General features: G+C 45.2%; 12 protein-coding genes and 2 tRNA genes. 3 read left to right on the top strand and 11 right to left on the bottom strand.

Features of this window, described 5'->3' with window-relative positions; all coding sequences use genetic code 11:
* Positions 1-22: 22 nt before the first annotated feature.
* The 3 genes from RXX31_RS06335 to RXX31_RS06325 form a co-directional block, all read right to left on the bottom strand.
* Positions 23-769, bottom strand: coding sequence for a hypothetical protein (locus RXX31_RS06335; RefSeq protein ID WP_317588240.1), 747 nt, complete (start codon positions 767-769; stop codon positions 23-25).
* A gap of 32 nt (positions 770-801) precedes the next feature.
* Positions 802-1,242: a DUF4157 domain-containing protein gene (locus tag RXX31_RS06330; RefSeq protein ID WP_317588239.1), complete on the bottom strand. Its 441-nt coding sequence runs from the start codon at positions 1,240-1,242 to the stop codon at positions 802-804.
* Positions 1,243-1,324: 82 nt separating this feature from the next.
* Positions 1,325-2,707 carry an ATP-binding protein gene (locus RXX31_RS06325; protein ID WP_317588238.1) on the bottom strand — a complete coding sequence of 461 codons (1,383 nt, stop codon included), beginning with the start codon at positions 2,705-2,707 and terminating at the stop codon, positions 1,325-1,327.
* A gap of 199 nt (positions 2,708-2,906) precedes the next feature.
* On the opposite strand from RXX31_RS06325, the gene RXX31_RS06320 reads away from it, so the two are divergent.
* Both RXX31_RS06320 and mqo read left to right on the top strand, forming a co-directional pair.
* A complete protein-coding gene (locus tag RXX31_RS06320) occupies positions 2,907-3,863 on the top strand; it encodes a homocysteine S-methyltransferase family protein (protein ID WP_317588237.1) in 957 nt (318 codons plus the stop codon).
* Positions 3,864-4,393: 530 nt separating this feature from the next.
* Positions 4,394-5,995: a malate dehydrogenase (quinone) gene (gene mqo, locus RXX31_RS06315; RefSeq protein ID WP_317588236.1), complete on the top strand. Its 1,602-nt coding sequence runs from the start codon at positions 4,394-4,396 to the stop codon at positions 5,993-5,995.
* Between the two features lie 353 nt (positions 5,996-6,348).
* Here mqo and RXX31_RS06310 read toward each other — a convergent pair.
* The 8 genes from RXX31_RS06310 to hppD form a co-directional block, all read right to left on the bottom strand.
* Positions 6,349-6,425, bottom strand: a tRNA-Val gene (locus tag RXX31_RS06310).
* Between the two features lie 35 nt (positions 6,426-6,460).
* Positions 6,461-6,537 (bottom strand) — tRNA-Val (locus RXX31_RS06305).
* Between the two features lie 179 nt (positions 6,538-6,716).
* Positions 6,717-7,055: a hypothetical protein gene (locus RXX31_RS06300; RefSeq protein ID WP_317588235.1), complete on the bottom strand. Its 339-nt coding sequence runs from the start codon at positions 7,053-7,055 to the stop codon at positions 6,717-6,719.
* A gap of 164 nt (positions 7,056-7,219) precedes the next feature.
* Entirely contained in the window at positions 7,220-7,882 is a 663-nt protein-coding gene (locus tag RXX31_RS06295; protein WP_317588234.1) for a DUF2726 domain-containing protein, read from the bottom strand.
* 143 nt (positions 7,883-8,025) lie between these two features.
* Positions 8,026-8,694, bottom strand: coding sequence for a maleylacetoacetate isomerase (gene maiA / locus RXX31_RS06290; RefSeq protein WP_317588233.1), 669 nt, complete (start codon positions 8,692-8,694; stop codon positions 8,026-8,028).
* A 14-nt stretch (positions 8,695-8,708) separates the two neighbouring features.
* Complete coding sequence (locus tag RXX31_RS06285; protein WP_317588232.1) at positions 8,709-9,746, bottom strand: fumarylacetoacetate hydrolase family protein; 1,038 nt, start codon at positions 9,744-9,746, stop codon at positions 8,709-8,711.
* 9 nt (positions 9,747-9,755) lie between these two features.
* Complete coding sequence (locus RXX31_RS06280) at positions 9,756-10,886, bottom strand: homogentisate 1,2-dioxygenase (RefSeq protein ID WP_014231671.1); 1,131 nt, start codon at positions 10,884-10,886, stop codon at positions 9,756-9,758.
* Entirely contained in the window at positions 10,879-11,952 is a 1,074-nt protein-coding gene (gene hppD / locus RXX31_RS06275; protein WP_317588231.1) for a 4-hydroxyphenylpyruvate dioxygenase, read from the bottom strand. Before hppD ends, RXX31_RS06280 begins: the two co-directional genes overlap by 8 nt.
* A gap of 534 nt (positions 11,953-12,486) precedes the next feature.
* Between hppD and RXX31_RS06270 the strand changes: the two genes are divergently transcribed.
* Complete coding sequence (locus RXX31_RS06270; RefSeq protein WP_317588230.1) at positions 12,487-13,593, top strand: M20/M25/M40 family metallo-hydrolase; 1,107 nt, start codon at positions 12,487-12,489, stop codon at positions 13,591-13,593.
* Positions 13,594-13,652 lie beyond the last annotated feature (59 nt).

Here is a 13,652-nt window from a genome sequence, read left to right as displayed (position 1 = left end):
GATAGTTAATATTTGATCAAACTTAATCTGTATTAATCTCATCAGCAGTTATTTGAATAAATCCCGAAGGATCATCGGGTGCAGTTATATCAAGATAGTAATAGTGATGCCCTCCACCGATCGCATCATACGCAGGAAAGCCCTCTCCTAAGTTATCTCTGTAGGCTGATTTATTATTTCCTTGTATTTTCGGAATGGTGGCAGCATGAAAATGCGGCACAATTCTGAAATTATCTCGCTCCCCAAGTTGTGTTGTTGGGCTCCAATTATGGTAGCGTGTGACAATAGCTTGATCATCTCGGTCATGCTCTACATGTACTGCGTCTATTTGATCATTCACAGCATACACAGTGTAGTGTCCAAGTCTTGGGGCTCCGCCAGTTCGGAGTTCCTTCTCTACTTTCTTTTTACCCTTACTTCCAATTCTTGCCAGCGCTTCATTTTTTGCCTGTTCTCTAGTTATAGCTACATGATTCTCTGTAGCAGTAGAATTGAACCTAAAAAACGATACTTTCTTATTATCGACCACATGTTCTGTGTCACGTTGTAATTGCACAACATGCGGACTAAATTTTGTCTCTACTCCAAACTTATTATTTTTTTTCACTTGTATGATTTTGTCGGTGTCGTTCTGTAGTTTTCGTTGTGCAACAACTTCTGGCCTATTGTCTACAAGTCCCCTTCTATGACCTTGTCTATTATTTCCAAATGTAGAGTCTGTAGTCCACTTGCGACTATATTTGTCAACTTCCTTAATTTGCTCATACATAATTCATCGCCTCTAAACTAAAAATATAGTATTTACGCTTTATAAAGTGCCCTATTCCCCATCTCTGTCGCTTCATTTTCCAAAGATGGGTTATCGTTTACTGCCATTCCTCCAACAGAAGTCGTTGGCTTAACGCGACCTTCCATTTGCTGTACGACGTGTCCCAATTCGTGGGGTAAGTGTTTTTCCTGTCCGGATGCAAGGTGGATATCGCTGCCCTGCACATACGCGTGAGCCTGAACGGCTGCCGGCTTGCTGGAGTTATAGTGCACTTTTACGTGGTCAAGGCTCTTTCCACTCAGGCTTTCCATACCAGACTTTAAGTTGTCCGGCAGACCTGTGTGGTTCGGTTGACGCTGGATTGCATTAGATTCACGGTTATCTTCCAATACTTGTGCGCTTGCTTGACCGGATTTGCGTTGGACAGATTCTTTGGACTGGGAAGTAGACTGTTTTTTAAGCTCAGAAAACACTTTGGTTATCCTCAAACGTTGCTCTAGCTTACATTGAGTCTAGGATCGAACGTGCATTATGCAATAAAGCGCAAACACCAATTTAGACCAGTTTGTTGTCTTTTTTGAACTCATTCCGAATGCCCGAGATTATATCTTGTTGATATACCTTTCGTTCATCTCGGCGTATTGCCGTTAAAGCGCATTGCCGAAGGACATTAATAATTTGCCCACCAGCCATCTGGTAATCGCTGGATATGCTGTTTAAGTCGACGTCATCAGCAAGATCACATACATTGTGGAAGGCATTTTTCCACAGCTGCAAGCGCTCCTCTGGACCGGGGATGGTGAAATGCACCATATTTTGGAATCGACGAGTAAAGGCCTCGTCCATATTGCTTTTCAAATTGGTCGCAACAATCACCGTTCCGGGAAAGTCTTCAATCTTTTGCAATAAATATCCCGTGAGCTGGTTAGCGTGGCGATCATTTGAAGAACTGGCTTCAGTCCGTTTGCCAAACAGAGCATCACCCTCATCAAAAAACAGTATCCACTCTTTGTAACTGGCAGCGTCGAAAACTCGCGATAAATTTTTCTCGGTTTCCCCTATGTACTTTGAAACCACCATAGACAAATCGACCCGATACACGTCTCTGCCAGTAGACTTACCAAGCAATGCAGCCGTCAGTGTTTTGCCTGTACCGGGTGGCCCAGAAAACACAGCTCGATAGCCGGGTTTTACTTTTTTCGCCAATTGCCAGTCTTGCATCAGGGTATTTCCGTGGGCGAGCCAGGCGCGGATCTCATCAATCTGGCTCATTACATTGTGCTCCAACACCAATTCCGACCATTCTAGCGGCGTATCTAACGGATGTGCGGGAAAGCTCGTACTTAACTCTGGCCGATGCTGCTCACCCGTAATGAAATAATTTAGCCAATGGTCATTCAAACGGTAGACACCCGCTAAACTTGGGATTCCTGACTCAACGGAAAGCAGCTCTGTGACTTGCTCTGCCATCAGCTTATGTTGGGAAGAGAGGATAGACATCGTATGGACGCGCCATTCAGGGTTATTGGCGCTGATCAGAAAGTTCAGCGTTTGGCCCGTAGGTACAAAGCCGCTGAATGTTCGATCAGCGACGCCACCAAACTCAGTGAACGGACGATCAATCATGCCGTTAAGACCAAAAAAGAAATCCAGTGCATCAGGACGGATTGAAGGCGCCATTGCCAGCGCCAATGCGAGTCGTTCAAATACATTTAGCTCCCAGTCAATGAGCATGTCAGCATATAAACTACTACCGGGCGCTGTATCAGGCGGAGGAATATCAATCCAGTGCTCCTCATGTCCTTCTTGTTTTAGGTAGCTACAAATGACTTGGCTAATAACATTCGTTAACCAATCTACTTCCCGATACAGCGCTAATATATTTGCTGTTGTACTGTTTGGGATATCACCATAGTAATCACTATCGATTAACGCCATTTAGCCATCTCCGCCATACACAACTTATTGCTCATTTAACCTGTCTGTAAAAGTATAGGCAAAGCTTGTTTATTCGTAGCGACTAACAGCACTTGTGAAAAGCGACGACAAATAAACTGTTATCAATATTATCAATAACGACTAACTGTATCTAAACTTCAAAGAACGTTTCGCAACTAGCTTAGACGGAGGTTTCAACATGGCCAGACAAAAATCTTTCCCTACTCAACAAGATGGACGGTTTTATCTCACTGAGGGCGGAACGGAGACCGAACTGATGTACAAGTACGGTTTTGAATTACCCCAGTTTGCCATGTACCCCCTGCTCGACAACCCTGCCGCGGTAGAAAAGATGAAAGAAATGTTTCGAAGCTATCTGGACGTCGCGGCTAAACATAACGTTTGTGCACTTATGGGTGGGCTCGACTACCGCGCCAGTCCTGACTGGGGAGCGCTATTGGGCTACTCTGCACAAAGTCTCGCTGACGCCAATATTCAATGTATTGAGTTTCTGCGCGAGGTCGCGAAAGGGTACGCCACAGATATTCCGGAAGTTCTGTTCCAAGGTTTAATAGGACCACGAGGCGACGCCTATTCTACCAATCACAAGATCACGGAGAATGAAGCCGAGGACTATCACTCTGTTCAGTTAGAGACATTGAAAAAAGCGGATGTCGATTTAGCGTTGGCCATCACCTTCAATAACATCCCTGAATCTATCGGTGTTGCTCGCGCTGCACAGAAGATCGGTGTGCCTCTCGCCATTTCACTGACATTAGACAGCAGTTCGAAACTCAACTCTGGCCCCAGCTTAGCCGAAGCGATAAAAACGATCGATAAAGAAACGGACAACGCAGTCGAATTCTATTTGATCAACTGCTCTCACCCCGTGGAGTATGAACCTGCTATTGAGAATAGTGACTGGATTCATCGAATCAGAGGCGTTCGACCAAACGCGTCCAAAATGGAAAAACTCTCTCTGTGTAAGCTTGGGCACCTTGAAGACGGCGATCCGGTAGAGTTGGGCGAGCAATGTGGACACCTGGCTAAGCGATACCCGCACATGGACATTTGGGGTGGTTGTTGCGGAACCTGGGATAACCACTTAGACGAGATAGCAAAACAGGTCATCTCGGCTAAAACCAAGAAAAATTAGCGTACTTTTCGGTTTTCGACTTAAACACAGCCCTCTAATAAAGCGGGCTTTGTTTTTGTTCACAAAAAAACGCAATCATTCTAGCCAAAGACTATCACGTTACTCCAAAAGTGATGAACCAAACCTATGGATAGCCCATGCAATATTGTCGCTAGCTCACAAAAATTTTTCATTTCGCAAGCATCACAACGGTGGCGATCTCATTACCCAACGTGGTACAGTCGATGCCCCTATTATTCTCGCTCACTATTCTGTGGGCTGGATTTATCGTAAAACGCTTAAAGATTGCTCAATCAGGAGGAGCTTAATAACCTTGGCGACAGTATAGATTGGTACAGGGCCTGCCGCAGGGTAACTCGCTGCTGACCGACTACCGAATCACTGTCCTCTTGTCGACGCCAAACTTTGTCGACTTAAGCGATTTTCACAATCGTTAATAACAACAAAAAATAAAAATACAATAATTTTCAAGACAATAACGTATCCCTCGCTTTCAACTACTTGTTATTTTAAAGAGAGATTACACCCAAATGAACAACGTAACTGGTATAAATGAATTAAACCAGCTCAGTTCTGACAGAGAGAAAATGGTTGATATTGTCTTAATCGGAGGAGGTATCATGAGCGGGACGCTTGGTACATTCATCCAACAATTAGAGCCCAACTGGACAATAGAAATGTTTGAGCGTCTTGATGACATCGCTCAAGAAAGTTCCAACGCATGGAATAACGCCGGAACAGGGCATGCTTCTCTGGCGGAGTCTAATTACACGCCTGAGGGGCCAAATGGCCAGGTCACGATAGGTAAAGCTGTTGATATTTATGAACAGTTCCAACTGTCTCGTCAGTTTTGGTCCTATCTGGTAAAGGATGGCACAATTAGTAAGCCGGGTAGCTTTATCAAAAGTGCTCCCCATATGAGTTTCGTCACTGGCGAAAACAATGTAGAGTTTCTGCGTAAACGCTTTAAATTACTTCGAACGATTCCTCTTTTTGATGGCATGGTTTATTCCGAAGATGAACAACAGATCAGCTCTTGGGCTCCATTATTGATGGAAAACCGCGACCCAAGCCAGCCTGTTGCGGCCACGCGATCCCGGTTTGGCACCGATGTGAACTTTGGCGCCCTGACACATCACATGATTGATTCCTTAGGAAAAAATCAGAACTTCAAACTCAACTTGCGCCACGAAGTCCGTTCACTGAAACACCAGGCTGATGGTACCTGGAAAATAAAAGTGAAAGATCTCAGTAATAACAAAACGCGTACCGTACATAGCAAATATGTATTTATAGGCGCTGGAGGAGCATCCCTTACGCTCCTGCAAAAATCAGGAATTAAAGAAGCCAAAAGCTATGGTGGCTTTCCTGTCGGTGGTCAATTCTTAGTGACCGAAAAACCGGACATTGTTAGTGCCCATAAAGCAAAGGTATATGGCAAAGCGCCCGTCGGTGCCCCGCCCATGTCAGTGCCACATATGGATACCCGAGTCATAGACGGAAAAGAAGTGGTTCTATTTGGCCCCTTTGCAACCTTCTCGAGTAAGTTTCTGAAAAGCGGGTCCTTATTAGACTTATTTAAATCTGTACGCCCATCAAACTTACTGCCAATGACACAAGTTGGGCTGAAGAGCTTCGATCTTATTAAATACCTCATCGGCCAGTTAACACAAAGTAATGAAGACAGAATGAATGCGCTGCGCGAATTTTTTCCGTCGGCAGAGATCAGTGATTGGTCTTTAGTACAAGCAGGTCAGCGCGTACAGATCATAAAGCATGTGCCTGGTAAAGGAGGTGAATTGCACCTCGGTTCTGAACTCGTTCATGCAGAAGATGGTAGCCTCACCGCCTTGTTGGGCGCATCACCCGGTGCATCTGTTTCGACTTCGATAATGCTTCAATTACTTGAACGTTGTTTCAGTAACGAGATGGCTTCAGATAAGTGGCAGGATAAGATTAAAGAAATGATTCCGTCATATGGGTTGTCATTAATCGAACACCCTCAATTGAACCAAGAGATTTTACGTAAAACCAGTGAAACACTACACTTAGAGCAGGATTTAATTGAGGTGCGTTCAAGTAAAGAAAGTATAGTGGAGCAAAACGAACCCGTTTTTGCCTACAGGGCTTAACGTCCTACGGTTTTCACCGTTATATTCCCTATCCTGTACACCTTGCATAACTAAAATACCGCCCTTTGGAGGCGGTATTTTAGTTGTTCAAATATAAAAGCATGCTGAACACCAAAGCTTCATTAGTTCAACAGCATTACCGCAGTGTAAACTACAGGGAAGGCCGCTTCAGCCTGCAGCGATAATAAATTACGCCAAGTTTCGATTCATACTTTTGAGATAACTTTTGTTGGCCTTTTTTCGCGACGAGAATTCGGGCAAATGGTAATCCAGCCACCCAAATCCACCTTGAATGGATACAAAAAAGCCCGCTATAAAGCGGGCCTTTTTGTTTGTTCATTAAGAACTAAATTTGGTGGGTCCGGGCGAACTCGAATCGCCGACCCCTACCATGTCAAGGTAGTACTCTAACCAACTGAGCTACGGACCCAAATTTTGTGTTCCTACTTACCATTCAAATCAGAATGGTGCGTCCGAGTGGACTCGAACCACCGACCCCCGCCATGTCAAGGCGGTACTCTAACCAGCTGAGCTACGGACGCATTTCTCTGGAACGAGAAGGATATTAGCCATAAGCCATCTGGGGTGCAAGCATAAATTCACTAACTTTGAATCGTTTGGCGAAAATGTAAACTCAACAGCCGTTTTTAGGTGTATTTATAAGCGAAACACACCCAGTACGGGTATAAAAATGTGATCTAGATAACTTTAGATTTTTTGGCTAATTATCATAAGGTACTTCATTTAGCATCCAGAACTGCAAGGTATAGGAAACATCCGGGCAAGAACCGAACAGAATTTGATATTTGGGTTCAAAAGGTTCACCGATATAGGTCGTGCGAATCAGCTCCCCGGTTTTTATATCAACTTGAGTACTGACTCGGCCTTTGAAGTTCTGAAAGATAACAAACTGCTCACTGTGATAGACCATTTGATCTCGGTAAAACAAAAAGTGGTCTGGAGGCGTATCTGTGAGCTGACATTCCAACGGTTTTAAATTTGGTAAAGCATTGGCATTTGAAGCAAACAGCAACATAGCAAAAATCCATCCGTATCGCATAGCACTCACCTACTTTGTTTCCCTTTTCAAAGTATAGGACTTGTATTCAAATTTCCTCTTAATGCCTGACCCCAAGATACAAAAAAGGCTTTGACTTAAAAAAGCCAAAGCCTAAGCCAAGCTAAATTTTACTTATCGTTTTCTTGATGACTAATCGTCTATTGTTAATCGTCTGGCGCATCAAACACCACATTGTAGTTCTCGGTGTAAGTACAGTTTGGCTGACGGCTACAGGTGAAAAAGCGTCGGCCTGTAAATTCTCCTTGACTGGCTGTCTTGATGATCATTGGACTGCTGCACTTTTTACAAAAACGCACCTCTTTATCCGGCTCGATCAAATCGATGTGGGCCGCAAGTAAACGACGTAATCGCCCTACTTGATAGCTGTGTTTTATCGATGTACCAATTAACGGTAAATTGGCTGTTTTACAGACGTGAATCAGCAGCTTTTGTCGCGCAGCCTTGCCTTTATGAAGTGGCTTTCCATCATCCAACTCTAGGATCACTCGTGGTTCCAAAGTTCTCGGATCGCAAATTACATAGTCAAAATAGCTTCTGGAAATACGGTTACTCGCCACAAAAAGCTGCCTTTTGTTTTTAATGTCTTTCGGCGCAACCAAGCTGGACATATTAACTTTGGTAAATACAACAGCGTGATCGCCAACAGCGGCTCTTAACGCATTGAAAAACGCAGGTTCTTGCCCTCTTAACAAAGCGCCTTTTGAGCGATATGGATAGTCTCGGATGTCATCATGCTTGAGAACATACTTTTGAATAATGAAGAAAAAAACAACCAGAAGAACAACGATGATAAAGATGTTGGTCATAGATAAAACGAGCCGAAAACAACAAGTTGCTCAAGCCTAAATCGAAACGTTGACCATAGCAACAAAAGGGCACAATTTTACAATAATGGTGAGATTCAGGGTAGGAAATGAGCTTAACAGAGGCCTCTATTAAGCTCTAAGATCTAACTGTTGGCATCCGGTTGATGCTCTGGCATTGCATCAATGAAAGCTGGAAGTTGGTAACAGGCGTCAACAATCGAGTTGATTATCGGATACGCAGCCAAATCAACACCAAAGCGCAACGCATTATACACTTGCGGTACCAAGCAAATATCAACGATAGACGGCGAATCGGTCAGGCTGAACTTACAATCACCATACGTTTTTCGATGGACTGCAAGTTTCTCCTCCAATGAAGAAAACCCTTTGTTAATCCAGTGATGAATCCAGGCAACTTTACGCTCTGCATCACACGCCAACTCCCCTTCCAAATACTGCAAGACGCGCAAATTATTCAAAGGGTGAATCTCCATGGCAATATCCTGTGCCATGGAAAGCGCTTGATACCGTAAAGGCGAACGCTTTGGGATGACAGCAACATCCGGATAATTTTCATCGAGATACTGAATAATAGCCAGCGACTGGTTTAATCGAAGCTCACCATCCACCAGCACCGGCACCAGCTCAGAGGCATTCAGTTTGTGGTACTCCTCGCTGTGTTGCTCTCCTCCCTCACGCACCAAGTGCACCGATTTTGATTCATACTGGATCTCTTTAAGATTCAGACAAATGCGCACACGATAAGCCGCGGAGGATCGCCAATATCCATAAAGCGTGATCTGTTCGCTCATTCATTTTCCCTGCATTAATGCTTCAAGTACTGGCTAACTTGTTGATCAATCGAACCAAAGATATTGTTGCCATCTGCATCAAACATCTCAAGTTTGATTGCATCACCAAACGACATAAAGTTCGTCGACGGTTTACCATCGCGTATGGTTTCAATCATGCGCACTTCAGCAATACAAGAGTAACCGACGCCACCTTCTTCAATCGATGTGCCATGTTCAGTGCCTTGTTTGTTAGACACGGTACCAGAGCCGATGATCGCTCCAGCGGACAGCGGACGCGTTTTAGTAGCATGGACAATGAGATCCGCGAAGTCGAATGTCATGTCCACCCCTGCATTCGGGCAACCAAATGGCTTGTGGTTGTAGGTCGAAACCAGCGGTAAATGCACTTTGTTTTCGTACCATGCATCACCGAGTTCATCTGGAGTCACCGCGACAGGAGAAAATGCGGATGACGGCTTAGACTGGAAGAAGCCAAACCCTTTTGCTAACTCTGCCGGAATCAAACCGCGTAGCGATACGTCGTTAACCAGCATGATCAACCTAATCGACTCTTGAGCCTCTGCTATGCTCGCCCCCATTGGCACATCACCGGTGACAACCGCAACTTCGCCCTCAAAGTCGATCCCCCACTCGTCACTAGCAAACTCGATATTGTCACAAGGACCAATAAACGCGTCTGAACCACCTTGATACATCAATGGATCTGACCAAAAGCTCTCTGGCATTTCTGCCCCACGCGCTTTACGAACCAGTTCCACGTGGTTTACATACGCGCTGCCATCTGCCCACTGATAGGCTCGAGGCAAAGGAGATTCACAATAGTGTGCTTCAAACTCTTCGAATCCCGCGACGGTTCCGTTGTTAAGCGCTGTGTATAGTTCTTCGAGCTGCGACGCCACCGCTTCCCAGTTGTCCAGCGCAATTTGCATCGTTGGTGCTAGATTCCTTGGATGGAACACTTCTGTCGCTGGTACGCAGCGCGTTAGATCTTTACTCACGACCATCAACAGGCCGTCACGAGTACCATTTTTCTTGGTTGCTAATTTCATCCTTGCCTCTTATTTTTCTTGCCAGCTGTAGACGTATTCTTTGTTTTCTACCTTTTCCAGTTCATCCGAGAACTGAAGCGCGTGGCGCGTATCTATCATCACCGCCACTTCGTCGGTAAACTTCTTCTTGTACTCCTGACCCGCTTTAAATGCTTTCGGGTGAGGGCCGTGCGTAAAGCCAGCCGGGTGGAATGTCACCATGCCCGCTTCAATATTGTCACGGCTAAAGAAGTCGCCTGCGTGGTAGAACAAGACTTCGTCATAGTCATCATTGTTGTGGTAGAACGGTACTTTAAGCGCGCCAGGATCACTCTCAATCGGACGAGGAACAAAGGTACACACCACAAATCCTGCTCCTACAAATGTAGTATGCGCGGACGGTGGTAAGTGGTAACGGTGCGACATAAGTGGACGAATATCACGCCAGTTCACTTTCACCACAGCTAAGTCACCATGCCAACCAATTGCATCTAAAGGATTAAACGGATAGGTGATCACACTCACTTTATCGTGACGCTTCACCTGTACCTGTGTGCGGTTCTCAGAATATTGCGCTCGGAACTCATCGTTTATCGACGGTGTTTCCAGTACGGCAGGATCAAACACAGCGTGATTTCCCACCATGCCCTTTTCTGGCAAGGTATAAGCCGCATCGGTGTTTTCTATCATCAGAATAAACATCGGCTCGCTTGGCTCTAAGCGCCAGCTCGTTGAGCGCGGGATCATGACATAATCCCCTTCACTCACTTTTAAGTGCCCGTAGTCACAGTAAAGATCGGCAGTCCCCTGATGGATAAACAGCAGCTCATCGCCGTCTGCATTTCGTACCAGAAAATCCATCTTTTCATCCATACGCCAAACACGGATTTTGCAGTTAGCGTTATGCAGTAAATGCGGCACCGCCCAAGGCGTTATGTGGCTGGCTTTCTCTACGAGATTGAAATCAAACGCTCGTGGGCGAAGCTCCCCTTCCCACTCAGACCAACCTGTTGGTGCGTGTTGATGATGAAAATGTGCCGCAGGGCCAAAGAATCCACTTCGACCTGCTTCACGTTCATAAATTGCCTCTTCCGGGAAATCAGCATGTGCTTGCTTTGAGCACACTCCCTCCCGATGAGGGAATGTGATCCATTTATGCATCGTTCAGTACTCCTCGGCGAATTTGGTCTTCTTCAATCGATTCAAATAGCGCTTTGAAGTTACCTTCACCAAAACCTTCGTTACCTTTGCGCTGAATGATCTCGAAGAACACCGGACCAATCACGGTTTGCGTAAAGATTTGCAGCAAGATACCGTCTTTCGTTGGTGCACCATCAATAAGGATTTGCAGCTCACGGAGTTTACTGACGTCTTCTCCATGACCTTCAACCCGTTGATCAACCTTCTCGTAATAAGTATCAGGTGTTGGCATAAAGTCCATGCCACGGTCGCGTAACGTTTGAACGGTTTGGTAGATGTCATCCGTTGTCAGAGCGATATGCTGAATGCCTTCGCCATTGTATTCACGGATAAACTCTTCGATTTGCGATTTATCGTCAGACGATTCATTGATAGGAATTCGGATCTTGCCACAAGGTGCCGTCATCGCACGGCTGACAAGGCCTGTGAGTTTACCTTCAATGTCGAAGTAACGAATTTCTCGGAAGTTACCGATGCGCTCATAAAAACCAGACCACACATCCATGTTGCCCTGTTTAACGTTATGGGTCAGGTGATCGATCTCGTAAAGACCCACATCAGATTTCGCCAGACGCTCTTCTGCATCATCGTAAAAACGGAAGTCGACATCATAAATACTCTGCTTACCGTATCGGTCAACAAAGTAGAGCAAGCTCTCGCCAATACCATAAATAGCTGGGATGCTGAGTTCCATCGGCCCAATTTCGGTTTTGTATTCTGTTCCGCCGTTTTGTATTGCGTGCTCAAGCGCCGCCGTGGCATCTTTCACTCGGAATGCCATTCCACACACTGATGGGCCATGTACCTTCGCGAACCCTTCAGCTTGACTATGAGGCTGCGCATTGACGATAAAACTGATGTCACCCTGACGATATAACCATGCTTCTTTCGAGCGGTGCTTGGCAATCTCTGCGAAGCCTAGCGATACAAACAGTGCTTTGAGTTGTTCGATGCCTTTACTGTCTGCAGCCGTATATTCCACAAACTCAAATCCGTCTGTACCTAATGGGTTGTATGCGTCCACCATGACTTTCTCCTTGCGTCATTAATTTGTTTACAGCGTTTCTAAACTATTTTTCTAACTTGGCGCAGGCGGATGAAAATTGGAATACATCAACCAAAATCTCTGTTTTCAGGTTTTCAAAGTGTAAATGTAAAATATTTGTTACGACAAATTTTTTAGTCATGAACACTATTCAAACTAACAAATAACCCCTTTAGTTTCATAAAATTAGCTATTAAAAACTGAATGTACACACCGCACACAAATGTAAACAACTTGTTACCATGGTAATTATTATTGGCAGTATGGTTAGGTTTTAATCAAATCATTCACTTACCTAGAAGCGGCTTTTAGGCATGTACTGCTTCATGAATTAAATTCACAATGCGATCAGCCTCTCAGCCACCTGGTTATAATCCTGTCAAGCACCCAACTTTATTGATTCATCTCAGTATCCCTTACTCTCCGGTGTGTAATATCAGCGACTCTGTTCCGTTTAGAGGACATTTTCTGACTTCCCCGTTTATGCCCTCGCCCCTACAAAGATGAGACACTCAAATGACACACATTAATCAACAACGTCTGGTTGAACACTTCTGCCAATTGGTTCGCATTGATAGTGAATCAAAGAATGAAAAACAAATCGCGGAAACTCTGACTGAGCAACTGGGTGAATTAGGCTTTACGGTTCACAAACTTCCTGTTCCAGAGCATATTTCAAATGGCTTCAACGTATATGCTCGTCTTGAAGGCAAAAAAGAAGGCTCTATCCTGATGAGTTGCCACATGGATACAGTCACGCCAGGTATCGGTATTGAACCGATCATTGAAGACGGTATTATTCGCTCGAAAGGCAATACGATCCTTGGTGGTGACGACAAATCCGGTATCGCCGCAATTATGGAAGCTGTACGTTGCATTCAAGCGGAAAATCTAGCGCACAAAACGTTAGAACTTGCTTTCACTGTGCATGAAGAAGGTGGTCTGTTTGGCTCTGAGTACTTCGACATGACACATGTAACGTCAAAAGAGGCAATCGTACTTGATACAGGTGGCCCAATTGGAACGATCGTGACAGCGGCTCCGGGCCAGCAAAAGATCGTTGCGACAATCAAAGGCCGCCCGGCACACGCAGGTCTGGCGCCAGAAGAAGGCATCAGCGCAATCATGGTTGCGGCAGATGCAATCAATCAGATGAAACTCCTTCGTATCGACGAAGAAACGACGGCTAACATCGGTATGGTAAACGGTGGTCAGGCGACCAACATTGTTATGCCTGAGCTAAAAATTGTGGCCGAAGCGCGCTCGCTAAATGGCGATAAACTGGACGCACAAGTCAACCACATGATCTCGACCTTTGAGTCTGTTGCAGAACAACACGGCGCAGAAGTCGAAATCGAATCTAAACGTGCATACGATGCGTTTGTCATTGAAGAAGACAATGCACATATTGCTGATATCAAAGCGGCATTCGCGGATATGGGCATCGAAGCGTTTACCAAAGGCACGGGTGGCGGTAGCGATGCGAACAACTTCAACAAGAAAGGCCTGACTACCGTTAACCTTTCTACTGGGATGGCAAAAGTGCATACCACGGAAGAGTACATCGCCGTTGACGATATGGTGAAAATCACTCAGTTCATCAAGCACTACCTCGTGAAATAACGTCACGCAAGTGTCGCTTACCTAATGTAAAGGCCCTCGAACTAGTTGGTAATTCCGCT

Origin of the sequence: Vibrio sp. EA2 (genome assembly GCF_033042495.1) — a bacterium.
Taxonomy (GTDB): Bacteria; Pseudomonadota; Gammaproteobacteria; order Enterobacterales; family Vibrionaceae; genus Vibrio.
The sequence above is the reverse complement of the archived record's forward strand: the minus strand, read 5'-3'. Positions and strand labels throughout refer to the sequence as shown.